This window comes from Flavonifractor sp. An82, from assembly GCF_002159265.1.
GTDB lineage: Bacteria > Bacillota > Clostridia > Oscillospirales > Oscillospiraceae > Flavonifractor.
Genome location: NZ_NFHG01000017.1, coordinates 57012 through 80988 on the forward strand (window position 1 = coordinate 57012; position 23977 = coordinate 80988).

The window sequence follows — 23977 nt, forward strand, 5'->3', positions numbered from 1 at the left end:
CGCGCCCTTTTTCAGTCCTTGGGATCATATTTGCGGCAGAAGTCAGACACGTCGTCAAAGTCCCGCAGCCGCTCCTTCAGCAGCTGGTGGCTCCAGTCCCACCACTGGATGCGCATAAGCGCGGCGATGGTATTCTCATCGTACCGCCAGCCAATGTGGCGGGCAGGCACGCCCCCCACGATCTCATAGGGGGCCACATCATGGGTGACCACAGCGCCTGCTCCCACTACCGCGCCGTCCCCCAGGGTGACGCCGGCCATGATCACGGCGTTGTGGCCGATCCACACGTCGTTGCCGGTGACCACATGGTGGTTGTCCCGCCGCCACTGGAGCAGGCCCTCGTCGTCCGGCCCCAGGCCATAGTGAGCGCAGCGGTAGGTGAAGTGGTGGGCGGCCGCCCGGGTCTTGGCCGGGTGCTGCACCGGGTTGATGCGCACACCGGTGGCGATGGAGTTGAACTTGCCGATCTCCGTATAGATCACATCGTTGGAACCGAACAGGTAGGTGTAATCCCCCACATAGGTCTCCTCCACCACACAGTGGTCCCCCAGCTCCACATAGCGGCCGAAGGTGCAGTTTTTCACCACACAGGTGGGATGGATCAGAGGACGTTCCTCCTCCAAAGTCTGTGTAAAGTCCAGCATTACAGCTTGCTCCAGTCAATAACGTCCTTGTTCTTCACAAAGTACTCAATGCCGGAGTAGATGGTGGTAGCCAGAATGAGTGCCACGCACACCACATCCAGCGTCAGGTTGTGGAACACCAGCATGAAGCAGATACACACCATGGTGGAAGCGGTCTTGATCTTGCCCGACCAGGCGGCAGCAATGACCCGCCCACGCTCCACGGCAATGAGCCGCAGGCCGGTGACGGCAAACTCTCTCACCACCACAATGAGCAGGGCCCAGGCGGGGAAGCGATTCATCTCCACGAACCACAGCAGGGCGGCCATGACCAGCATCTTGTCAGCCAGGGGGTCCATAAACTTTCCAAAATCCGTGATCTGATTGTAGTGCCGGGCAATGTAGCCGTCCACAAAGTCGGTGACGCTGGCCAGAATGAAGATGGCCAGCGCGTAGTACATGTGGAAGGGAAACTGGAGGTAGAGCACCACCAGAAAGACGGGAATGAGCAGCACCCGAAGCAAAGTCAGCTTATTGGCGGTATTCAAAATACGTCACTCCTCTATTTCCCCGGTCAGGTCACCATCGCTGGTGCCGGTAATACGCACATTCACAAAAGTCCCCGCAGGCACCATGCCGGCGGCGGTGAAGAAAACCTTTCCGTCCACGTCGGGAGAATCGGCGTAGGAACGTCCGGCGTAGCAGCCCATATCCGGGTCAAAGCCCTCGCACAGCACCTCCAGGGTTTCCCCCAGACGGCTCTCGTTCCAGGCGTCCATCACCCGGCTCTGGAGCTCCACCAGCAGCTCCACCCGCCGCTTGGCGGTATCCGGGTCCACCTGGTCAGGCATAACAGCGGCGGGAGTGCCCTCCTCGGGGGAGAACTGGAAGATGCCCGCCCGCTCGATGCCGCTCTCCCGCAGGAAGTCGCACAGCTCCTCAAATTCCTCCTCGGTCTCACCGGGCAGGCCGCAGATCAGGGAGGTGCGCAGCACCAGGCCAGGCAGCCGGTCCCGCAGCTTCTGCAGCAGAGCGATGATCTCCGCCTTGGTGGAGCGGCGGTTCATGGCCTTCAGGATCCGGTCATTGATATGCTGAAGGGGTATGTCGATATACTTGAGGATCTTGTGCTCCCGGGCGATGACGTCGATGAGGGCGTCATCCAGTTCGTCGGGGTACAGATAGTGGAGCCGCACCCAGTGGAAGGGCAGCTTGCACAGCTCGGTGAGCAACTCGGGCAGCATCCGCTTGTGGTACAGGTCAGTGCCGTACCGGGTGATGTCCTGGGCGATGACGATGAGCTCCCGCACCCCGTCGTCGGCCAGCTTTTTGGCCTCAGCCAGCAGGGACTCCATGGTGCGGCTGCGATACCGGCCCCGCAGGGAGGGGATCACGCAGTAGGCGCACCGGTTGTCGCACCCCTCAGCGATCTTCAGGAAGGCGGTGTAGGAAGGCGTGGACACCATCCGTTCGCCGTCCTCGATAGTGTGATCGATGTCTCCGAAATAAGTGGGGGTGTCACCCTCCATCATGGCGTTAATGGCGGGCACCACATCGGTATAGCTGCCGGTACCCAGAATGCCGTCAATCTCAGGCAGCTCCTCCAGGATCTCATCCCGGTAGCGCTGGGTCAGGCACCCTGCCACCAGCAGCTTGCCCAGCTTGCCCTGCTCCTTCAGGGCAGCCAGTTCCAGAATGTTCTGAATGGCCTCGCTCTTGGCGGAGTCAATAAAACCGCAGGTGTTGAGCACCGCCACGTCCGCCCCCTCCGGGTCGCCGGTGACGGTATGGCCGGCGGCTTTCACCAGGGCCATCATCTGCTCGGTATTCACCAGATTCTTGGCACAGCCAAGAGAAACAAATGCAATCTTCAAGAGACTGCCTCCTTACACGATGGTATATCTGCCATCCCGGCGGGGCGGCATCTTGGGCTGCTGGTCAGGATAGCCCAGGGTAATCGCAGCCACAAACTCTCCCTTGTCGGGGGCGAAGCGCTGCTGGAAGGCGGGCCCGAAGCCCATCCGCTGGGGCGCGGACAGCCAGCATGAGCCGATGCCCTTGTCCCAGGCGGCCAGCAGCACGTTTTCAATGGCGGCGGACACACTCTGCATGGCGCCGTCCCGATCAGGATAGTCCGACTTCAGCAGGAACACCAGCACGCACACCGGCGCGCCACCCAGGGTAGACAGGAACTTATTGGTGATCCCCACCTGCTCCGGATTACGGGCAAAGCGCTGTTCCAGTACCGGGGTGAACTTCTCCACCACCCCGCCCATGATCTGCCGCACCTCTTCCAGAGCTTCAGGGCTCTGGACGGCCACAAAGTACCAGTGCTGCAGGTTGATGGCGGAGGGTGCGGCCAGCCCGGCCTCCAGGATCTCCTTCAGATCGTTCTCTGGAATGGGGTCAGCCTTGTAGCGGCGGATGCTGCGGCGGGTCATCAGGGCCTCGCGGGTGTCCATCAGAATTCCTCCTCCATGGCCCCGCCGTACCGGCGCAGGCCGTCCTTAATGTCCTCCCACCGGAAGCCCCGGCGGGCCAGCGCGTTGGCCGCGCGCTGGTAGGTCTTGGGGTCGGTGAGATCCGCCCCACGGAGTTTCTTCTGCAAAAAGGCATCGATGGCGTCGTCCGGGGCATCCAGTTCCTCCAGCGCCCCGTCCCAGTATTCCCGGGGCACCCCCCGGCGGTAGAGCTCCTCCCGGATGCGGGAGGGGCCCCAGCCCTTGGCGGCATAGTGGTCGGCCACCGTACGGGCATAGGATTCGTCGTTGAGATAGCCCAGCTCCTCCAGCCGGTCGGCGGCCGCCTCAGCGGTCTCCCGGTCGGTCAGGGGCTCCTTGTCCTTGCTGCGGGGCCGGGCGGTCAGCTTGTCCACCAGCTCCTTCCGGGACAGGGGACGGGCGGAGAGCAGGTCCATGGCCTTATCCCGCACGGCGGCAACCTTGGCCGCCCGCTCCACCGCCGCCCGCTGCTCCTGCGTCAGCTCCAGACCGGAACACAGGCCGAAGGAGACAATCTCGTTTTCTGTAATGCGCAGGATGGTCCCGTCCTCCAGGTGGCACAGCCAGCGGCCTGCCACCCGCTGGGAGGGGGCCAGCTTACTGATCCGCATCCTCAAAATCCTCGGCGGACACATCCACCGCACGGCCGGCGGCACGGGCGGCAGCACGGGCCTGGCTGCTCATCAGCTTGTAGGAGTTTTTCCGGATGTCGGCTTCCAGTCGGTCGCACACCTCCGGATTGTCCTTCAGGTACTGCTTGGCGGCGTCACGGCCCTGACCCAGACGGGTCTCCCCCATGGCGAACCAGGAGCCCGACTTCTGCACCAGGTCCAGCTTGGTGGCCAGATCCAGGATCTCGCCCACCTTGGAGATGCCCTCGCCGTACATGATATCGAACTCCGCCTCCTTGAAGGGGGGGGACACCTTGTTCTTGACCACCTTCACCCGGGTGCGGTTGCCGATGATCTCGGAGCCGTTCTTCAGGGACTCCACCCGGCGCACGTCCATGCGGACGGAGGCGTAGAACTTCAGGGCACGGCCGCCGGTGGTGACCTCCGGGTTGCCGTACATGACGCCCACCTTTTCACGCAACTGGTTGATGAAGATGACCACGCAGTTGGTTTTTGCGATGGAGCCGGCCAGCTTCCGCAGGGCCTGGCTCATGAGGCGGGCCAGCAGGCCCACGTGGGAATCGCCCATGTCGCCCTCGATCTCGGCCCGGGGGGTCAGGGCAGCTACAGAGTCCACTACCACCACGTCGATGGCGCCGGAGCGGACCAGGGCCTCACAGATCTCCAGGCCCTGCTCGCCGGTATCCGGCTGGGAGATGAGCATGGAGTCGATGTCCACACCCAGAGCCCGGGCATAGTAGGGGTCCAGAGCGTGCTCGGCGTCGATGAAGGCCACCTCGCCGCCCCGCTTCTGGGCCTCGGCCACAATGTGGAGGGCCAGGGTGGTCTTACCGGAGGACTCGGGACCATAGATCTCAATGATACGGCCCTTGGGAACGCCGCCGATGCCCAGGGCCAGATCCAGGGACAGGGAGCCGGTGGGGATGGCCTCCACCACAATGTCGGCGTTGTCGCCCAGACGCATGATGGAGCCCTTGCCATAGGTCTTCTCAATCTGGGCCATAGCGGTCTCCAGGGCTTTTTTCTTATCAGAGGCGGGAGCGGCGCTCTCCACCACAGCTTTCTTCTTGTCTGCCATGTGTATCTCTCATCCTTTCACGGCGGGCCCAGCGGTCCCGCCCTTACCCATTCATAACGCCTTCCACCACACGCCAGATGCCCTGGGTGTCCTGGCTGGAATGGACGTCGGAAAAACCGTGCTCCGTCAGCAGCCGCTCCACATCGGCGGCCTGGCCCATGCCCACCTCAAAGAGGAGGGAGCCGCCCAGCCGCAGGGCCGGAGCCCACTGGCTGGCAATGGCCCGGTAGAAGTCCAGTCCGTCTGCGCCTCCGTCCAGGGCGGAGCGGGGCTCATAGTCCCGAACGGACTTGTCCAGCCCGGCAATGTCCCCGGTGGGAATGTAGGGTGGATTGCAGGCGATCACGTCAAAGTCCCACAGGGCCCCGTCAGGGGGCTGAAGGGCGTCGGCCTGGAAGCAAGTCACCCGGGCATTCAGGTCACACCGGCGGATGTTTTGCTTGCAGGTCTTGAGGGCCGCCTCGCTGAGGTCGGCCAGCACCACCCGGCAGTCGGGTACGTTGGAGGCCACCGCCAGACCCACACAGCCGCTGCCGGCACACAGGTCCAGCACCCGGGCGCCCTCTCCGGCGGCCCGGGCCAGCAGGATGGCCCGCTCGGCCAACAGCTCGGTGTCCATCCGGGGGATAAGCACATCCCGATTCACTGCCAGGGTGAGGCCGTAGAATTCCCATTCCCCGATGATATAGGCCACCGGTTCTCCGGCCAGGCGCCGTTCCACCAGGCTTTTCAGCTTCTCCTCCACTGCGTCGGAGGCATAGAGCGCCATGTCTCGGTAGTACTGCTCCCGGCTTTTGCCGGCGGCGGCGCACACCAGCTCCCGCGCCTCCAGCTGGGCGCCTTCAATGCCTGCTTCCCGCAGGCAATGACGCACGTCCAGGTAGAGGTTGTTGTAGGTGGTCGCCATACTGAAACCACTCCTCGTCTCTCTTGTTTCTCTCTCAAAACGCCTCTTTGCGTGTTACCACTGATCTTTGCCCTGCTCCTGAGGCAGCACCAGGGTAAAGGCCCGGATGCCCACCTCGATCATGGAGTCGTCCGGCTCAAAGGTGGTCCAGTTCTGGAGCCACATGCCAGGAGCGGAGACCAGTCGGGTGAACCAGTTATCGTAGCGGCCCACCAGGCGGTTAAATTCATAGGTCAGACTGACGATCACCGGCAGCATCAGCAGGTGCAGGCCCATGCGCAGGAAGGTGTTGGTCACCTCCACAAAGGAAAAGACCACGCTGGACAGAAGGATGCTCACCACGATGACCACAAAGAGGAAACTGGTGCCGCAGCGGGGATGGTGCCGGGGCTGTTTGCGCACGTTCTCCACCGTCAGGGGCAGGCCGTGCTCATAGCAGAAAATGGTCTTGTGCTCCGCGCCGTGGTACTGGAACACCCGGTGGATATCCTTCATGTGGGAGCACAGGATCAGATAGCCTACAAAAATGACCACCTTCACCACGCCCTCCAGCAGGTTGCGCAGCCACATGGCCAGGGGGACAAACTGTCCCAGCACCCCCACCAGCGCGGTGGGCAACAGGATAAAGAGCCCTACCGAAAAGAGGATGCCCAGGGCTACCGCCACCGTTACCAGTGCAGAGGCCGCCTTCTCGCTGCCCAGGTGCTTGTCCAGCCACTGCTCGAACTTGGAGGGCTCCTCCGGCTCTCCTTCCTCCTCAGGCATAAAGGAGGCGGAATACATCAGGGCCTTGACGCCGTTTGCCATAGAGGAGCAGAAGTTGAACACACCCCGAATGAAGGGCACCCCAAGCAGCGGGTGCTTGTCCTTGATGAGCACCCGCTCTTCCACCTGCTCGGCCAGCTCCCCGTCGGGCTTACGGACCACCACCGCCTTCTTCTCGGGGCCCAGCATCATGATGCCCTCGATGAGGGCCTGGCCGCCGATCATGGTCTTATACGGCGTGGCGCAGGCACGTTTTGTCTCATTTGACATTGAGTCACTGTTCTCCTTGCTGTTAAAATGGGATTTAGCCTATATATTGTATCAGACCCGCACCCCGATTGCAAGGGGCGCGGGTCTCTTTTTTAGAACAAATGTTTGGTCTTCCAAACTCCCATCACTGGGGCTGGATGGGCAGGCGGACGGTGACGATACAACCGCCCCCCTCGGCGTTGCCGATCTCCAGCACACCCTCATGGCGGCTGACGATCTCATCGCAGACGGCAAGACCGATGCCGGAACCTCGGGCCTTGGAAGAGCCTTTGTAGAACTTGTATTTCACGTGGGGCAGCTCCTCCTCAGGGATACCGGGGCCATAGTCCCGGATGGTGATGACCGCCTGATCCTCCTCCCGGCGGATGGCGGTGTCGATCCGCTTGCCGGAGCCGCCGTGCTTGGCGGCGTTGTCCAACAGGTTGCAGAATACCTGCCGCAGCCGCTCCGGGTCGCCGGCAATGGGCGGGAATTCCTCCTCACAGTCAAAGTGGTTGAGCTCGATACCCTCCCGGCGGAAGAACTCCCGGTAGGTATATACCGCGTCCTCCAGCTCAGCCTTGATGTCCATGGGCTCCACCGACAGGGTAAACCGGCCATCCTGGATCCGGGAGAACTCCAGCAGCTCCTCCACCATGTTGGTGAGCCGCCGGGCCTCGGACACGATGATGCCCATACCCTTTTTCACGTCGGAGCTGTCCCGCACCTCGCCGTTCATAATGGTCTCAGCCCAGCCGTTGATGGCGGTCAGGGGAGTACGCAGCTCATGGGACACCGAGGAAATAAATTCGTTCTTCATTTTCTCGCTCTGGTTGATTTTTAGGGACATGTCGTTGATGGCGTCGGTGAGGTCACCAATCTCATCGTCAAACTGCTTTTCGATCTGCACGCCGTAGGAACCGGCGGCAATGCGCTTGGCGGTGTCGGTGATACCGGACACCGGCTCCACGATGGAGCGGACAAAATACAGGTTGGAGAAGTAAACGAAAGCCAGGATGACCAGCCCCACACCCAGGGAGATAGCCACCACAATGACGATCTGCCAGTCCACATTGCGCAGGGAGGTCACATAGCGCATGGCGCCCACCACCTCACCGTTGATGATGAGAGGACTGGAGGCCGCCATGATGTGCTCTCCGGTGCTGGGATCGGAGCCCGACCACACCTCGGTCCGTCCCAGACTCAGGGCCCGCTCAATGTCCGGCGTACCGGGGGAGCGGAAGGCGGTCAGGTCGGAGCTGGAGTAGCGGATTTTTCCGCCGGCATCCAGAAACTCCACCTCCAGCTGGTCACTGGACTGATCGCCGCCCACCAGGGTACGGGCATACTCATAGTAGGAGTCGCCGGTGGTCCGGTAGTAGTTGAAGCTGCGCACCGCGCTCTCCGCCTTCTGTGAGAGGGACTCGCTCAGGGTGGAATAATAGTAGCTGCCCATGGCGGCGGAAAAGGCGGTCACCGCCAGCAGCACAATAAACAGCACCACACTGATGGAGTTTACCATCCACCGTTTTCGAATACCGCGGATGCCTTTGATTTTTTTCATAAGTCGATTATTCACCACCTGGTGGAAGAATAAAAGTTAGAACCCCCACTTATAGCCATAGCCCCACACCGTGGTAATAAACGTGGGGTTCGTCGGATCGTCCTCGATTTTGATCCGCAGGCGGCGGATATTCACGTCCACGATCTTCAGCTCGCCAAAGTAATCCCGGCCCCACACGGAATCCAGGATCTCCTCCCGGGACAGGGCCTTGCCCGGGTTGTCCATAAACAGCTTCATGATGGAATACTCCACCTGTGTCAGCTTGACCCGCTGTCCATTCTTTTCCAAAGTCCGGTTGCGGGTGTTGAGCAGGAAGGGAGGCTGGCTGATCTCGCCGGTGTCCACCGCCTCCGCTCCGCCGGTACGCCGGTAGAGGGCGTCGATACGGGCCGTCAGCTCCGCCGGTGAGAAGGGCTTGGTCACATAGTCGTCCGCGCCGGTCATCAGGCCGGTGACCTTGTCCATCTCCTGGGTGCGGGCGGTGAGCATGATGATGCCGATCTTGTTGTCTCCGGCCCGAATCCGTCGGCAGACCTCAAAGCCGTCCATATCGGGCAGCATGATGTCCAGCAGGGCCACCTTGATATCCGGGTTGCGCTTGAGCTGGGCCAGGGCCTCCTCGCCGGTCTCCGCTTCAATGGCCTCATAGCCGGCCCGTTTCAGGTTAATCACCACAAAACTGCGGATGTTGGCCTCGTCCTCCAGCACGAGTACCTTTTTCATCCCGTTCCCTCCTTCTCTCAGGTCCGTCAGGACCAATCATTGGTAATCAAAGCAAAATGTGACTTGACGCCGCTCTCGTCCAAGCCGCAGTCCCAGTCCATCTGGATAAAGCGGGCCGCATAGATGGTATCGCTGTCATCGTATCCCTCCAGCAGGCGGAAGCGGCCCGACATGTTGGCCCGCATATACCGGTTGTCTCCGCTGAGGGTGTAAATGACCAGGAAGGGCGCCGGGTCCTCACTGGCGTCTCCCTCCCAATAGGAGAAGATGACCGCCCGCTCGCCGCCGCCGGCTACGTCGTTGCGGGAAACGGTGATCTTCCCGTCCCAGGCATCGGGCAGAATGAAATACCAGCCGTCCCGGTCGTTATAGTAGGTGGTAAACACCAGATGGGACTGACCGTTGATGTCATACTGCCGCCAGCGGATAGCCCAGAAGTTGACCGCAATGCTGGTGCTGCTGGGGTCTGGCAGCGCGTAGGGATCCGGCAGTTCCAGGATCCCGTCGTTGTTGATGTCCTTGGCCGCTACGGCGGTGTACCAGCGAATGGTGCTGTCACTCTCCCCCGTCTCCGGGTTCAGGGTGATGTTCTGCAGTCTTCCGTCCTTCCAGGTAAAGATATCGGTGATGTGGCCCGATTCACTGTAGGCTGTATCCGTATAGTTCTGGGATGTGCCGCTGTGGCCGTAAGTGGAGCTGACAAAGACCGCCGGGATATTCTCCTGCAGGTAGCCCGTTTTCACACCGCCGTCGGGCAGACCGGTCACATTGCGGGACAACGGTGCGCTGGAATCCAGTCCCATCATCCCATCTCGGTAGTTATAAAACTCCACCCGGTTGCTCTCCTCGGTAGCGCCGGTCTGGACCACCACGATCTCATCCTGGCTGTCCTGATCCAGGTCGCAAACCTGGAAACTGGTATAGCTGGTGCGCATCAGCTCCAGAACCTGGTCGTTGTGGATGGAGTAGGCCGCCAGGGAGTGGTTCTGATCGCTCATCATCTGCCAGCTGACAATGATCTCTTTGCTGGGGCTGTTGTCCAGGTTCTCGTAGGCCACATAATTGATGGCCGAGCCTTCGCCTTCAATGATGGCGGCCACCTTGTAGTCATCGCCGGTCTGGCGGTAAATATAGATCTTCAGAGGCCGCTCCGACGATGCCACCCGGAAAAAGGCGATTGCTTCCTGTTTGCCGTCGCCGTCCAGATCCTGGAGCTGCACCTTCTGAGTATACTCTCCGGTAAGGGGAGCGGCGTACTCGCCCCCGGCGCTAAGCACTTCGTTGATCTTGTTGTCCAGCTTCAGGTAGTCGTCCGGCGCTCTGGGCGGAGCGTACAGCTCCTCCACCGATTGTGAAAAACAGCCCGTCAGCAGCAGGAGCATCCCCACTGCCAGGAGCAGTCTGAATTTTTTCATGTTGCTTCGCCCTCCATGGGAGTTTTCAATATTGTTATCATAACACATCTCTCAGGGAAATGGTATGCCGTTTTCCGAATTTATTGGAGCAAGAGGGCTTGTCAACCGCCCGCAAGTCGTGTATAATACCTTTCAGCCCGACTTCAGGCATCTGCCGGTGTGATGGAATTGGTAGACGTAGTGGACTCAAAATCCACCGCTGGCGACAGCGTACCGGTTCGAGTCCGGTCACCGGCACCATAATGAATGAGCCCCGCTTTTCGAACTGTTTTATTGAAAAGCGGGGCTCATCGTATGTGGAAAGCCTTGTAGTAAGGGACTTTCCACTTTTTGTAGCCCCTGATTTGTTTTTCAAAATTCTTCAAATGCAAAAACAATATTTTTATGTTGGGCAGAGATTTAGACGATACTTTCCGAAAAGCAACAAGCATTACAGTTTACTTGTTTCTTGTAATTTGTATAAACTTATATTACAATAAAAAATAATCTTAAGTGAGCGCCACACGAAAGTCAATCAAAATGTTGCAACACTATAGTGCAAAGAAAGGCATATTATGGAATTTAAACTAAACGAATACCACCATAATATCTCTGATAAAGATTTATTAAATGATGTTGCTCGTGTAGCAAAGGCCTTAAACAAGGCGAATTTAACTAAAAAGGAATATACACAAAACGGTCAATATGGCGTAGAAACAATTTGTAGACGTTTTGGCAGTTGGCTCAAAGTTCTCAAATTATGTAAACTGGAATCAAATCAGTTCCAATTGGCTGCCGCAAGTAGTTCTCATTTGTATACTTCGATTTCAAATAGAGATTTATTAGATGATATTATTCGTGTTTCAAAGATTTTGGGCAAAGAGTCTTTTAGCAGCAGGGAGTATAATGACCTTGCAAAATATAGTAGTTCAACTGTTTTTAAACGCTTTAAATCATGGAACGATGCATTAGATAAAGCGGGACTTCAACCTTATAAGCAAATTTCGGAAAAACGCATTGAAACTGTTTCCCTTCTTGAAGAAATAGAACGCATGTGGATTACTTTAGGACGGCAGCCAACAGTAAGTGATATAAAAAACGGATACTCAAAATATGCACTTAATACTTTTAGTCGCCGGTTCGGCGGTTGGCGAAATGCACTTGAAGCCTTTGTCGTATGGATTAATGATGAACAAAATGATATTCAGGCAATGGAGAGTAAAACAGACCAGAGTGTAGAGGACGATCCGCTTATCCCCAAAAAAGATTTAGTCCCTCAGGACACTCCTCTGTCTATTATAAAGCACAAAACTAAACGAGACATTAACCTTCGAATTCGGTTCCTGGTGATGAAACGTGATAATTTTAAATGCTGTGTCTGTGGAGCATCTCCAGCAAAAGATTCAGAAGTCGAACTTCACGTTGACCACATTATTCCCTGGTCTAAAGGTGGAGAAACGGTCATAGGAAATTTGCAAACACTTTGTAGTAAATGCAATTTGGGAAAAAGTGACTTGATCGAATAAATATATGACCATACATTATTACATTATTTTTAGCAGGCATCTATAGTGTTGCGATGTTCCAGCAAAGCCCGGCATCCAGAAGGATGCCGGGCTTTGCTTATTGCTATGATCTCCGCTTCTCAATTTGAAGCATTCCTTTGAAACTTGCAGAGGGAAACGATTATGATAAAGAATATCGCCATCGTCAGTCTATCTGCCGGAACAATCGGAGAAGACTTTGTAAGGCACGAAGTTGAGATTGGTATACAAAGGCTAAAAAACTTTGGGCTGACCGTTCGATTTATGCCGCACGCCCTGAAGGGAATCGAATATGTCAAAAACCACCCTGATGAGCGAGCGGCCGATTTGATACAAGCTTTTCAGGACAAGGAGATCGATATGATCCTCTGCGCCATCGGCGGGGATGATACCTACCGACTGCTGCCATACCTGTTTGAACATAGTGAACTGGCAAATGGGGTCTCCGACAAAGTCTTTCTTGGTTTTTCCGATACGACGATCAACCACTTCATGCTTCACAAAGTTGGTATCCGCACATTTTATGGCCAGTCATTTCTTGCGGATCTCTGTGAGCTGGGTAAGGATATGCTTCCCTATACAAAAAAGCACTTTGAAGAATTGATTGCCACCGGCACCATCAAAGAAATCCGGCCCAGCCCCGTCTGGTATGAAGAGAGAAACTCCTTCGGTATCGATCAAATTGGTACACCGCTGAAATCCCACCCCGATCATGGCTTTGAATTACTGCAAGGCAACCCTGTCTTTACCGGTGAGATCCTTGGCGGTTGTATTGATTCCATGTATGATATGTTTAACCCAGGCCGTTATGCGGATATGCCGCTGCTGTGTCAAAAGTATGAACTGTTCCCCAAACCTGAGGAATGGGCTGGCAAGATACTTCTATTGGAATCCAGCGAAGAAAAAATGTCTCCGTCAAAATACAGAAAAGCCATAGAAGCGCTCAAAGAAGCCGGCATTTTTCATGTGATCTCAGGGATTCTGATGGGCAAGCCGATGGATGAAACATACACTCAGGAATATAAACAAATACTGACAGATGTGATCAATAATCCAAGACTGCCTATCTTGTGCAATGTCAACATTGGACACGCACAGCCCAGGTGCATCATTCCTTTCGGGGTTCCGGCAACCGTTGATGCAAATAGCCAAGTGATCCGTTTCGGCACCTGAGCAGCAACGCCCCCTCCCAGAGCATCTTTTGACAAACTAATAGCCCGCCTCCGGCTCAATGCCGGAGGCGGGCTATTTATGTATCAGTTGAATTTTTCCATCCAGTAGTGGTCGTGGTCCTCGCACACCTTGACGTTGTTCTCATACCGGTAGCCCAGCTTGAGGTAAAATTCATGGGAGGTGAGGGACGCGGAAACGATGACCCGGCGGGCAGCGCAGAACATGGGATCGGCCTCCAGGGTCTGCACCAGCTGTCTGCCCACACCCTTGCCCTCCCAGTCGGGACGGACAAAAAGGGCCTGGATCATGGCCTCGTCCGGGTGGTCCTCCACCGGCACCACCGAGCCGCAGGCCAGAAGCTCTTCACCCAGCATAGCCACATAGCTGTGGCCCCCGTTCTCCGGAATAGACGCCACCCGCTCCGGGCTGTAATAGTCCGCAAATTCCTCCAGAGCCTCTCTGGGGTAGTCCCGGATGTTGACCTCCATCAGCACCTGTCCGATGAGGGCGGAGACCTCCTCCGCCTGGTTGGGCTCCATAGGCCGTATGCAAATTGCTTCCACGTGCTCCTACTTCCCTTCTGTCACAATCTCTGTCTGTTTCAGTTCAGCTGTACCGCCGTGCCGGAAACGCTGACCATCAGCATACCGTTATTGGTACCCAGCACCTCATAGTCCACATCCACGCCGATGACAGCATCGGCGCCCAGCTTGGCTGCCCGCTGGCACATCTCCTGGATCGCCTCTTCCCGGGCCTTTTGGAGCTCTTCCTCATAGCCGGCGCTCCGTCCGCCAAAGAAATTGCGCAGGCCCGCACCGAAGTCCCGGAAAAAATCCACACCGGAGACCACTTCGCCGAACACGATCCCCTGATAGGTACGGATGGTACGCCCCTCCACCGAGTTTGTGGTAGTCACGATCATAGACTCATGCCCCTTTCCTATCTTTCGGTTTCTATTTGGTCCTTTACAGGCCGATTGTATCACAGCCCCGCACCTTTGAAAAGGCGCTCTCTGCTTTTTATGTAGGCTGGCCCTCCATCATCTCCACGATCCCGTTGGCAATGGCATGGGCCAGGTTTTCCTGGTATGGCTGAGAAGCCAGATTGGCCAGCTCCTGGGGATTGGTCATATAACCCACTTCAATCAGCACAGAGGGCATATCGGCCTCCCGCAGCACCTGGAAGTTGCCCTCTTTGATTTCCCGGGTATCAATGTCACCGGCAGCTGTGGCTTGGGAGATGAGCTCCGCCAGTTTTTCTCCCTCCTCCGACCGGAAATAGTAGCACTCCAGGCCGGAGATGGAGTCGTCCTCATAGGAGTTGCAGTGGATGCTAACAAAGCAGTCCCCTTCCGCCTCATTGGCGATCCTGGCCCGCTCCGACAGGCCCACATCCGCGTCGGTGCTGCGGGTCAGTACCACGTCAAAGCCCAGCTGTTCCAGTTCTTCCTTCAGCTGCTTGGTGATGGACATGGCGATGTCCTTCTCCTCCAGTTCTCCGATCACGCACCCCGGCTGTCCGCCGCCGTGGCCCGGGTCCAGCACCACCGTAAGACCCCGGGGCTGGACGGATTGCTCCACCAGTGCCGGCTCCCCGCCGGTCTGCGTTTCTGCTCCGCCGATATCCATTGTATCCGCTCCACTCCCTTCCGTGGAAGAGGACGAAGCAGTCAGAATGTGTATGCCCCAAACCGCCAGAGCAACGCACAGCGCCACTCCCAGCAACAGCAGGCCGCGGATAGCGTACGCCAGCAGCAGCTGCCGGCCCTGCTTCCGCCGTCTGCGCGTTCTCTTAGGGGGTACAGACGGGTCCCGTCGGTTTCTGTTCTGTATCTCCATGTGGTTATCTCCTGGTTCCGCCGCGCCGGTAAGTGGGATGGGGCAGTCGGTCTGTGCGGCTGGTGGTAATACCCCTGTCCCATCAAACAGGATAAAGCATGACCGGATTGCCCGTCAATCCCCAAAATATTTTTCTGCCGCCTTCGGATCACAAAATCCGAAGGAGGTCACTTTTCTACCTGTTACAGCACACCTTTGCGGACGTTGACCACAAAATCCTGCACATTGGTGACAATAGTGCGCACCGACAGGCTGCCCCGGTCACGCAGCTTGTTCACCGCAAACTCGGAGATATCCACCGAGTAGAAATACACCGGGCGCACCACTCCGTCCACCACCCGGTAGGAGGGGGTCATGTTGCCGGTGGCCACCGTATGGAGGGTGGAGGCCATGCAGATCACGGTGGTGGCGTCCTTCACCAGGGCCCGCATGGCATCCTGGCCCTCATATACATTGCCGTATACCTCGGGCAGGGGGCCGTCGTCCCGGACGGAGCCCACCAGCACAAAGGGCACATCATGGTTGACGCACTCGTAGATAATGCCGTCCTTCACCTTGCCGGAGTGGACAAAGGCAGCGGTGGAGCCCGCCAGCCGAACGGCGTTGATGGTATCGATATGATTGTAGTGGCCGTTGGGCATGCTCTTCTGGGTGTAGATATCCTGACCCAGGGCGGTGCGGAGATACCCCGCCTCCAGATCGTGAGTAGCCAGGGCATTGCCCGCCAGCAGGCCGTGGACATAGCCTCCCCGTACCAGGGCGGCAAAGGCGTCCCGGGCGTCGTGGTCAAAGGCGCAGGCAGGTCCCATGACCCACAAGATACGGCCGTGATCCTTCTCGTGGCGGAGCAGCTCATAAATGGAGTCGTAATCCATGGAGTAGGCGGTCTCCCGGGAGCGCCCCTGGCGGAAGGAGAAGGTCTCCTGCTCCCCCTTGTCACTCTCAAAGCCGTCGGCGTGGATGTAGATGCCCTGGGAGGCGTCCTCGGTACGGCCCACCACCACCGGCTCCCCTTCCTTCAGGTTGCGGAATTCCACCACGGCGATTTTGCCCTCCCGCAGGACAGCCACACAGTCCATGCGGCTCTCCTCGGCCAGTAGCCAGACGCCGTCCACCTTGAAGTATTCCGGGAAGATACTGGTGGCATGGTAGCCCTCCGGGGCCACACCGGCCCGGGGCGCGGGGGAAAAGGTCACGTTAGGAGCATTCCGGAACAGGGGCTGGTCAAAATCAGGGGCATGATACTGCGGAAGCGTAAAGCTCATGGGGATCAGAACTCCTTTCCGTCGTTTTGTCCCCTTCATTGTATCATGGCCGTTTCAGATGCGCAATCCGTTCTTTAGAGATCCTTTTTAATCCGATTTATTGCACTTTTTTCCAGTCTAGAGACCTGTGCCTGGGAGATCCCCACCTCGGCGGACACCTCCATCTGGGTCTTGCCCTCAAAAAAGCGCATCCGCAAAATCCGCTTTTCCCGGTCGGTGAGCCGTTCCATAGCCTCCTTCAGGGCGATATGCTCCAGCCAGCTCTCGTCGGTATTTTTGGAGTCCTTCACCTGATCCATAACGCAGATGGTGTCCCCGCCGTGCTCATACACCGGCTCATAGAGGGATACCGGGTCCACGATGGCGTCCAAGGCAAAGACTACCTCCTCCCGCTTCAGCTCCAGGATCTTGGCGATCTCCTCGATGCTGGGCTCCCGCTGGTGCTCGTTCATGAATTTCTCCTTGGCCTGGAGCACCCGGTAAGCGGTGTCCCGCATGGACCGGGACACCCGGAGCGAGGAATTGTCCCGGAGATAGCGGCGTATTTCCCCAACGATCATCGGCATGATGATATAATTGGGGAAAACCGGCCGTCAATCCGCCCCCTGCTGCAAAAAGGTGTAGTAGATCTCCACCTTTGGGCCGTCCACCACGATACGTTCCACGCAGTCCCGAATCACTGCCTGCCGCTCCTCCTGGGTCAGACAGGGCCAGGCCTCCCGGATGGAGGCGGCCTGCTCCCGCAGATCCTCCAGCCGGGCGGCCCGGCGGCGGGTGGCCTCCTCCGCGGCGTGCTCCTTCCGCAGCAGCTCCAGCTGCTGCCGCACCCCCCGCACCTCCTCCACCAGCACCGGGTCCTCTCCCTCGGCAAAGAGCTGGTAGAGCCGCCGCAGCTTGCTCTCCAGCCTGTCCATCTCACCTTCCAGTTGGACCAGAGGATCAGGGGGCAGATCCTCCCCCTCCTCCAACCGGGCGGACACCCGGAACAGATCCTTCAGCACCTGTGCCTCCAGATCCTCCGCCCACACCGCCTCGGCCTGGCAGTTGTCCCCCTTCTTCATGTGGGGCTTGGAGGGGTCTCGGCCGTAGCAGCGCAGCTTGTAGCCGTTTTTTCCCCAGCGGATATACCGCATGCGCGCCCCGCAGGCGCCGCAGTATACCAGCCCGGTGAGCAGGTGCCGCCCTCCGGCGGCGGTGCGGTTCTTCGTTGCCCGTTCCTTCATCCGATCCTGAACCAGCCAGAACAGCTCCTCCGGTACAATGGGCTGGTGGAGGCCCTTGTACTCCTCCCCCTTGTAGGTGATGATGCCGATGTTGCTCTTGCGGGTAAGGATCTGGGTCACCAGCTTGTCGTACTTCAGCCCCATCCGGTCGGCGATCCGCTGGGCGGACCACCCCTTCAGATAGAGGTCATACATCTGCCGCACTCTGGGCGCGTCGGCGTTGGGCACCAGAATACCGGCGGTCTGGTCGTAGTCATAGCCGAAGGGCACCCCGCCGCCCCCCATCCAGTAGCCCTGCCGCACCCGCTCCACCATGCCCATGCGGGTACGCAGGTAGATGTTTTCCCGCTCCAGCTGGGCAAAGGCGGACAAAATGCCGATCATAGCCCGGCCATAGGGGGTGGAGGTGTCGATGCTCTCGTTGAGAGATATAAAGTCCACTCCGTTGGGCAGAAATACATCCTCGATGAGGTAGAGGGTATCCTTCTGACTTCTGGACAGACGGTCCAGCTTGAAGACCACCACCGTGGACACCTGCCCGCCTTTGGCGTCGGCAATGAGCCTTGTCATCTCCGGCCGGTCCAAATTGCTGCCGCTGTAGCCGCCGTCGGTGTAAAAGCGGTAGTTGTCCCATCCCATGGCCTTGCAGTAGGCCTCCAGCCGCTCGGTCTGGGCCTGGATGGAGTAGCCCTCCTCCGCCTGGGCCTCGGTGGATACCCGGATATAGAGGGCCCGCAGGGGCTGCTTTTCCGCAAGTTGGGTCATGTTCTTTTCTCCTGATGCTCTGTCATAGGCTCCATTCTACCGGAACACCTCCACCCGCCGCAATTCCTTTTCCTGGAATCACCGTCTCTGTCCCCTGGATCGGGCCTGCCGCAGCAGCCGGACCAGCACCGGATTGTCCACCTGCTGCCGGGGCAGGTCCTTGCCGGATACCGGCTTTCCGTTGACGTAGCGCCGCACTTCCATGATATCGCCTCCCGGTTCAGTGTGCCCACTTTCCAGGAAAAACAGACAAAAAGGACCGGGAACCGGCTCATCCGATTCCCAGTCCTTTTTCACCTTTTCCACAGACAGGGCAGCCCGGACTGCGCTCCACCGGCACCTTGTCCAGGGTCATCCCCTTGCCGTCATAAAACAGCAGCTCCCCCGGGATAGGGTTGTGCCCCAGCAGCATTTGGATCGTAACGGAAGCCATCAGGGAGGCCACCGCTCCGGTGACCGCTCCCAGAGCCTGTCCCCCCTCTTCGGGGGCCGTCCCGGCATAGCAGCAGGCCAGGCAGGGGGTTTTCCCAAACTCCACTGCCTGCACCGAGCCATACCAGCCCTCCACCCCGCCGTTGACCAGGGGGATCTTCCCTTTGGCGCAGGCGGTATTGAGGGCCAGCCGGGCAGGCAGATTGTCCACCGCCGCCACCGCCAGCTGACAGCCCGCCAGCAGCTCCGATGCATTTTGTTCCTCCAGTTGGAGTTGTTTCCCCTCCACTGTAATTTCCGGGTTGAAGGCAGACAGCCGCCGGGCGGCCGCTTCCGCCTTGGGGCGGCCCAGATCGTCCTGTGCAAAGAGGAACTGCCGGTTCAGGTTACTGAGGGAAATAATGTCGCCGTCGGCCACCACCAGCCGCCCTACCCCGGCCCCTGCCAGGGCGTAGAGCAGGGGGCCGCCCAGGCCGCCCGCTCCCACCACCAGCACGGAGGACGCGGCCAGCTTTCGCTGGCCCCCTTCTCCGATCTCCGGGATGTTCATCTGCCGTCTGTATCGCTCCAGCTCCACAGTGCCCTCCTATCCGCCGCCGCACACGGGAATGAATTCCACCATGCTGTCCGTCCCCACCGGGGTACGGAAGCCCTTCTCCGCCCCGGCGGACCGTTTATCCACAATGATGTGGCTCCGCTTGGCCAGCCGGGCCGCCTCGCTCCCGTGGCGCTTTTTGATCTGATCCAGCACCCTGGTCACGTTGGTGCCCTCCAGGCTCTCCTCCCGGCAGCCGGTCAGCTCCGCCAGCCTGCCGTGATAGCGCACCATGGCCATGTTAACCCTCCTTGGGCAGGGGGATACCCAGGTGTTTCAGCCGCTTGGCGGTGGGCACGCCGTTGGCGTCCCAGCCCCGGACTTTGTAGTATACCGGCAGCATCTGGTCCAGGGGTACCACCGTGTCCGGCCGGTCCGGGTCCTGCGGGGTCTTGGTGAGCCGCCCGGGCAGGGCGTCGTCCGCCGCCGTCAGGCCCTCCCGCAGGTTGTAGAGCCGCTCCACATTGTAGCTGCGCTCGCCTACGGTGAAGAATTTGCCGATGGTCATGGGCAGGCCTGTGGCCAGAGCGATGGACTTGCTGTGGGGCACCAGCATGCAGTTGATGGGCATGGCCCAAGGCATGACCTTCCAGATCTGGCCCAGCAGGGGCCGGGCAGCCAGCATGCCCTTGCCCGCCGCCCGGCAGGCAAAGCTGGCCGGGCCGAAGTGGAAGAGGATGCCGGGGATCATGGCCTGCATGGTGAACAGGCAGAATCCGGCGGCGGAGGCCGCCTCCATACCATTCTGGAAAAACACCGTCAGCTCCGGCTTGCCCTTGGGGGTCTGGGCATCCATGCTGATAACACCCACCGACTCCAGAAGGGCCAGATAGCCCCCGTTCAGGTGGCAGCCACCCCGGTTAGCGGTGGCATAGCCCAGGCCCATGCCCACACTCTTTCGGGGCTCGTAGGAGGCCAGCTCCAGGCCCTTGGCGTGGATGGCAAAGTCGGCGCCGCCGTACTTCTGGCTCAGGATCTTGCTGCCCGCCCCCAGCTCTCCGGCGGGACCGCGGCCATAGGCCACGTCCTCCACTACCCGCAGCAGATCTTCCGGCTGGTCCGGCTTCAGACCAAAGTCTCCCATGCCCTTCTTCTGGAGCTCCATGGCGAAGGCGATAGTGCCCGCCAGGGAGATGGTGTCCATACCCAGCAAGTCACATTTGTAATTCAGCTCGTTGATGAGGTCCAGGTCGTTGTTTTCCACATTGGGTCCAAAGAGGCCCAGGGTCTCGTACTCCGGGCCCTTGACCTCCTTGCCCCCCACCTTCACCCGCCGCTCACAGCGGATAGGGCAGCTGACGCAGCCGCTGTTGCGGGTCAGCCTGGTGTCCGCCAGGGTCTCGCCGCTGACGTCCTCGTAGTGCTCGTACCGGCCCCGAGTGAAGTTGCGGGTGGGCAGCACACCGGAGGCGTTGGCCTTGCTCACCAAGCCCGCTGAGCCGTACCGGGGCAAGCTGTCCCCGGTCATGGGGTGCTTTTTCAGCAGCTTCACCCACTTGCGGGTGTGGGCCTCGAAGCCCTCGGGGTCGGCCTTCACCACCTCCCGGGTGCCGAAAGCAATGACGGCTTTCAGGTTCTTGCTGCCCATGACGGCCCCGGCGCCGCAGCGCCCAGCCACCCGCTCGCCGCTGGCGGCACAGGCAAAGCGCACCCCGTTCTCTCCGGCGGGACCGATGACCAGCTTGCCATACCGCTCGGGCAGTTCCTCCTGGGTGCGTTCGGTGTCCAGGCCCTGGAGCTGGGGGCAGGCTTCGATGCGGATCTTACCGTCCTCCACCACCACCATGCTCAGCTCAGGCGCCTTTCCGCACAGGATGATTCCGTCAAAGCCCGCCTTCTTCAGCAGCATGCCGAAGGGCCCGCCGCAGTTGGAGGAAGCAATGCCTCCGGTGAGGACGTTTTTGAAGGTCATATTGAACCGGCTGGAGCTGGGAGCGCCGGTGTCGTTCATGGGACCGGTGTTGACGATGAGCACCGCTTCCGGGCTGAGGGGGTCCAGTCCCGCCGGGGTCAGGTCGGTGAGCAGCCTGGCTCCCAGCGCCTTGCCCCCCAGATATTGCTCAAACAGTCTGGCGGAGATGGTACACTTCCGCCATCGGCCGTTGGTCAGGTCCACCTGGGCATAGACCGGCAGGATCATACCGCATCTCCTCCTTCCATGGTAATGGCCCCGATACCGCAAGCCTTGGCGCACAGGCCGCAGCCTACGCACTTGTCCGGCTCACTCAGTTGGGCAAACACCTCCAGGTCCCCCTTCTCCTTTGGAAGGCTGATAGACAGGCAGTGAAAGCCGCAGGCGAGCACACACATGGAGCAGGCAGTGCACAGGCCGGTGTCGATATGAGGCTTGAGCCACTGCTCCTTCGGGACCTTCTGACTGCGCAGGCCGGGCAGGGGACCCTCAATGGCCCCCCGAGGGCACACCCGGCCGCACACCCCGCACTGAGTGCAGCGGACGGGGTCGATGGTATGTACCTGCTTCACCGCTCCGGAGATGGCCCCCACTGGGCAGTTTTTGGCGCACAGGGTACAGCCGATACAGTCCTGTGTGATCTGGTATGGCATCCGGATTCCTCCTTCATGCATCATAGAAAAGCCCGCCCCGCAGCCGGGGCGGGCTTGATTGCCTGAATTCAGGCCTCTTCCTTGGCACACACCGCTTCCATCAGCTTGCGGGCATGCTCCCGGGTGAAATACCGGGGTACCGGATAGGTACCGTGGCACTCCTGGAAGGCCATGTCGATGACCTCCTCGATGGCGGAGGCGGGGAACTTCTCAAACCGGGTGGGAATGTCCAGTTGGCGGTTGAGCTGGTAGAGTACCTTCACGAACCGGGTGGCCCGGACCTGGTCGGTGTCCCCCGGCATGCCGATGTTGAGCATCTTGGCCAGCTCGGCAAACCGCTTGTAGCTCACCGGCAGGTAGTAGCGCATGATGTGGGGCAGCAGCACCGCGTTGGCCAGTCCGTGAGGCACGCCGAACTTGCCGCCGATGGTGTGGGCAAAGGCGTGGACATAGCCCACATAGGTGCGGGTAAAGGCCATGCCGGCAAAGAAGGAGGCCATGAGCAGCGCTTCCCGCCCCTCCAGGTCCGCCGGATTTTCCTGTACCTTGGGCAGGTACTGGAAGATCAGCCGGACCGCCATACGGGCCTGCCGGTCGGTCTCCTCATCGGCGTAACCCGCCACATAGGCCTCCAGGGCGTGGGTCAGAGCATCCAGGGCGGTGTGGGCGGTGGTGTGCTTGGGCAGGCCCACCGTCAGCTCCGGGTCCAGAATGGCGAACATGGGTACCAGCTTGGGGTCCAGCAGCTGCTTCTTGCTGTGGGTGGCAGTGTCCGAGATGATGGCAGCCACGGTGGTCTCGCTGCCGGTACCGGCGGTGGTGGGCACCGCGATGAAGGGCAGGGGACGGCGGCGCACCTTCAGCATGCCGGCCAGGGACTCAGCACTGGTGTGGTTGGCCACGGCGGCAGCCACCGCCTTGGCGGTATCCATCACGGAGCCGCCGCCTACTGCCACCACCGCGTCACAGCCAGCGCAGGCCTGCTTGGCGCTGGCCACAATGGCAAAGGTGGGATCGGGCTGCACTCCGTCGAATACGTCATATTCCACGTCGGCCGCCCGGATGCTCTCCAGCAGGCCATCCAGCTGACCGGACTGGTGGAGGAAGGAGTCGGTGATCACCAGCGCCTTCCGGCTGCCCATCATCCGCAGCAGCCGCCCCGCCTCTTTGGCCCGGCCCGGACCAATGTAGGTCACCGGCGTGGGCTTGGTCACGATCTTGATCACCGGCTTGCGCACGGCGATGCTCAGCTTGGACATGGTGGTATTCATACTTCCCGCTCCTCCTTACGGTCCGCACCCTGCGGTTTTTTCCTATTTTACCACCAATGCACATTGTAATCAAGATTCCGGTATCTGAAATTGCCGGTATGCTCTTTTTTCCCCAGGTGTTATATGGTCGGCACGCCGTATGTGGAAAAACGCACGTCCAGATCGGTGTTGAAGTTGTCAATGGCCTTGATGAGGCCGATACATCCCACCTGGAACAGATCATCGGCATTTTCTCCCCGCCCCGAAAATTTTTGGATCACCGACAGCACCAGCCGCAGGTTGCCCGCGATGAGCTGCTCCCGGGCCTCCATATCCCCCTGCTTGACCCGCCGGAGCAGCTCCATGGTCTCCTCATTTTTCAGTACCTTCAGCTTCGCCGTGTTGACGCCGCAGATCTCGACCTTTCCCTGCATGGACTGTGCCTCCTTCTCTTTGTCTGTGTTCAGTATGTCCCCGGCGGGCCCTTTCATACGGAAGCCCCGGCCGCTATATTTTTTATCGTGGGACCCCTTTCGATGGACTTCGGTGCCTCTTGTGCTCTGACCTTATTTCCGCTATACTGGATCAAAAGAAAGATCAGGTCAGAGGGAGGTCTTTTATGCTTACACCCATTCTGGACAGCAATTCCCCCATGCCCCTGTATGAGCAGCTCTACCGCCACATTCGGGGCGAGATCGAAGCCGGACGGCTGGCCGCCGGGGAGCGGCTGCCCTCCAAGCGCACCCTGGCCGCCCATCTGAAGATCAGCGTGGTGACGGTGGAGGGGGCTTACAACCAGCTGCTGGCGGAGGGCTACCTCCAGTCCCAGCCCAAGCGGGGCTTTTTCGTGCAGGCAGCGGAGGCCGCCCCGCCCAAGAATCCCCCCCAGCT

At 59.4% G+C, this 23977-nt stretch carries 25 protein-coding genes, 1 tRNA gene and 2 pseudogenes; 4 read left to right on the forward strand and 24 right to left on the reverse strand.

Going from position 1 to position 23977, the window contains the following annotated elements; genetic code table 11:
- Positions 1-11: 11 nt before the first annotated feature.
- From B5G34_RS14535 to B5G34_RS14585, 11 genes are all read right to left on the reverse strand, one after another.
- Complete coding sequence (locus B5G34_RS14535; RefSeq protein ID WP_087339088.1) at positions 12-644, reverse strand: DapH/DapD/GlmU-related protein; 633 nt, start codon at positions 642-644, stop codon at positions 12-14.
- Positions 644-1171, reverse strand: a complete 528-nt coding sequence (gene pgsA / locus B5G34_RS14540; protein ID WP_087339091.1) for a CDP-diacylglycerol--glycerol-3-phosphate 3-phosphatidyltransferase — start codon at positions 1169-1171, stop codon at positions 644-646. Before pgsA ends, B5G34_RS14535 begins: the two co-directional genes overlap by 1 nt.
- A gap of 6 nt (positions 1172-1177) precedes the next feature.
- The gene (gene rimO, locus B5G34_RS14545) at positions 1178-2497 is read right to left on the reverse strand and encodes a 30S ribosomal protein S12 methylthiotransferase RimO (RefSeq protein WP_087339094.1); all 1320 of its coding nucleotides are present in this window, start codon (positions 2495-2497) and stop codon (positions 1178-1180) included.
- A gap of 12 nt (positions 2498-2509) precedes the next feature.
- Positions 2510-3085 carry a nitroreductase family protein gene (locus B5G34_RS14550; protein ID WP_087339098.1) on the reverse strand — a complete coding sequence of 192 codons (576 nt, stop codon included), beginning with the start codon at positions 3083-3085 and terminating at the stop codon, positions 2510-2512.
- Complete coding sequence (locus tag B5G34_RS14555) at positions 3085-3735, reverse strand: regulatory protein RecX (RefSeq protein ID WP_087339100.1); 651 nt, start codon at positions 3733-3735, stop codon at positions 3085-3087. The genes B5G34_RS14550 and B5G34_RS14555 overlap by 1 nt, the downstream gene beginning before the upstream one ends.
- Positions 3722-4834, reverse strand: coding sequence for a recombinase RecA (gene recA, locus B5G34_RS14560; protein WP_087339103.1), 1113 nt, complete (start codon positions 4832-4834; stop codon positions 3722-3724). The genes B5G34_RS14555 and recA overlap by 14 nt, the downstream gene beginning before the upstream one ends.
- A gap of 43 nt (positions 4835-4877) precedes the next feature.
- Entirely contained in the window at positions 4878-5741 is an 864-nt protein-coding gene (gene prmC, locus B5G34_RS14565; RefSeq protein WP_087339106.1) for a peptide chain release factor N(5)-glutamine methyltransferase, read from the reverse strand.
- Positions 5742-5795: 54 nt separating this feature from the next.
- Positions 5796-6776 (reverse strand): DUF1385 domain-containing protein, encoded by a 981-nt coding sequence (locus tag B5G34_RS14570; RefSeq protein ID WP_087339110.1) that lies wholly within the window; start codon positions 6774-6776, stop codon positions 5796-5798.
- A gap of 124 nt (positions 6777-6900) precedes the next feature.
- The gene (locus B5G34_RS14575) at positions 6901-8319 is read right to left on the reverse strand and encodes a HAMP domain-containing sensor histidine kinase (RefSeq protein WP_242957070.1); all 1419 of its coding nucleotides are present in this window, start codon (positions 8317-8319) and stop codon (positions 6901-6903) included.
- 36 nt (positions 8320-8355) lie between these two features.
- Positions 8356-9042 (reverse strand): response regulator transcription factor, encoded by a 687-nt coding sequence (locus tag B5G34_RS14580; RefSeq protein ID WP_087339113.1) that lies wholly within the window; start codon positions 9040-9042, stop codon positions 8356-8358.
- 26 nt (positions 9043-9068) lie between these two features.
- Positions 9069-10457, reverse strand: coding sequence for a hypothetical protein (locus B5G34_RS14585; protein ID WP_087339116.1), 1389 nt, complete (start codon positions 10455-10457; stop codon positions 9069-9071).
- Positions 10458-10610: 153 nt separating this feature from the next.
- Between B5G34_RS14585 and B5G34_RS14590 the strand changes: the two genes are divergently transcribed.
- The 3 genes from B5G34_RS14590 (at position 10611) to B5G34_RS14600 (ending at position 13153) form a co-directional block, all read left to right on the forward strand.
- Positions 10611-10697: transfer RNA gene (locus B5G34_RS14590), tRNA-Leu, on the forward strand.
- A gap of 314 nt (positions 10698-11011) precedes the next feature.
- Positions 11012-11962 (forward strand): HNH endonuclease, encoded by a 951-nt coding sequence (locus B5G34_RS14595; RefSeq protein ID WP_087339119.1) that lies wholly within the window; start codon positions 11012-11014, stop codon positions 11960-11962.
- Positions 11963-12124: 162 nt separating this feature from the next.
- Positions 12125-13153, forward strand: coding sequence for a S66 peptidase family protein (locus B5G34_RS14600; protein ID WP_087339122.1), 1029 nt, complete (start codon positions 12125-12127; stop codon positions 13151-13153).
- 83 nt (positions 13154-13236) lie between these two features.
- Here the strand turns inward: B5G34_RS14600 and B5G34_RS14605 are convergent, their stop codons facing one another.
- The 13 genes and pseudogenes from B5G34_RS14605 to B5G34_RS14660 all read right to left on the reverse strand — a co-directional run.
- Positions 13237-13716, reverse strand: coding sequence for a GNAT family N-acetyltransferase (locus B5G34_RS14605; RefSeq protein ID WP_162609492.1), 480 nt, complete (start codon positions 13714-13716; stop codon positions 13237-13239).
- Between the two features lie 38 nt (positions 13717-13754).
- The gene (locus B5G34_RS14610; protein ID WP_087339128.1) at positions 13755-14075 is read right to left on the reverse strand and encodes a putative heavy metal-binding protein; all 321 of its coding nucleotides are present in this window, start codon (positions 14073-14075) and stop codon (positions 13755-13757) included.
- 97 nt (positions 14076-14172) lie between these two features.
- Positions 14173-14991 (reverse strand): N-acetylmuramoyl-L-alanine amidase, encoded by an 819-nt coding sequence (locus B5G34_RS14615; RefSeq protein ID WP_087339131.1) that lies wholly within the window; start codon positions 14989-14991, stop codon positions 14173-14175.
- Positions 14992-15173: 182 nt separating this feature from the next.
- Positions 15174-16256 carry a hypothetical protein gene (locus tag B5G34_RS14620; protein WP_087339134.1) on the reverse strand — a complete coding sequence of 361 codons (1083 nt, stop codon included), beginning with the start codon at positions 16254-16256 and terminating at the stop codon, positions 15174-15176.
- Between the two features lie 74 nt (positions 16257-16330).
- Positions 16331-16831 (reverse strand): annotated as a pseudogene (locus tag B5G34_RS14625) (sigma-70 family RNA polymerase sigma factor); the annotation flags it as partial.
- A gap of 18 nt (positions 16832-16849) precedes the next feature.
- Positions 16850-18244, reverse strand: coding sequence for a recombinase family protein (locus B5G34_RS14630; protein ID WP_087339137.1), 1395 nt, complete (start codon positions 18242-18244; stop codon positions 16850-16852).
- A gap of 78 nt (positions 18245-18322) precedes the next feature.
- Positions 18323-18448, reverse strand: a complete 126-nt coding sequence (locus tag B5G34_RS19435; RefSeq protein WP_275532302.1) for a hypothetical protein — start codon at positions 18446-18448, stop codon at positions 18323-18325.
- Positions 18449-18515: 67 nt separating this feature from the next.
- Positions 18516-19253: a HesA/MoeB/ThiF family protein gene (locus B5G34_RS14635; protein ID WP_140397263.1), complete on the reverse strand. Its 738-nt coding sequence runs from the start codon at positions 19251-19253 to the stop codon at positions 18516-18518.
- Between the two features lie 9 nt (positions 19254-19262).
- Positions 19263-19511, reverse strand: coding sequence for a MoaD/ThiS family protein (locus B5G34_RS14640; protein ID WP_087339142.1), 249 nt, complete (start codon positions 19509-19511; stop codon positions 19263-19265).
- Between the two features lies 1 nt (position 19512).
- Positions 19513-21411, reverse strand: coding sequence for an aldehyde ferredoxin oxidoreductase family protein (locus B5G34_RS14645; RefSeq protein WP_087339144.1), 1899 nt, complete (start codon positions 21409-21411; stop codon positions 19513-19515).
- Entirely contained in the window at positions 21408-21836 is a 429-nt protein-coding gene (locus B5G34_RS14650; protein WP_087339147.1) for a 4Fe-4S binding protein, read from the reverse strand. The genes B5G34_RS14645 and B5G34_RS14650 overlap by 4 nt, the downstream gene beginning before the upstream one ends.
- A gap of 68 nt (positions 21837-21904) precedes the next feature.
- Entirely contained in the window at positions 21905-23107 is a 1203-nt protein-coding gene (locus tag B5G34_RS14655; RefSeq protein ID WP_087339150.1) for an iron-containing alcohol dehydrogenase, read from the reverse strand.
- 128 nt (positions 23108-23235) lie between these two features.
- Positions 23236-23520, reverse strand: a pseudogene (locus tag B5G34_RS14660) (sigma-70 family RNA polymerase sigma factor); the annotation flags it as partial.
- A 185-nt stretch (positions 23521-23705) separates the two neighbouring features.
- Between B5G34_RS14660 and B5G34_RS14665 the strand changes: the two are divergent.
- Positions 23706-23977: winged helix-turn-helix domain-containing protein (locus B5G34_RS14665; protein WP_140397264.1), on the forward strand; the 272-nt coding region annotated here is incomplete at its 3' end.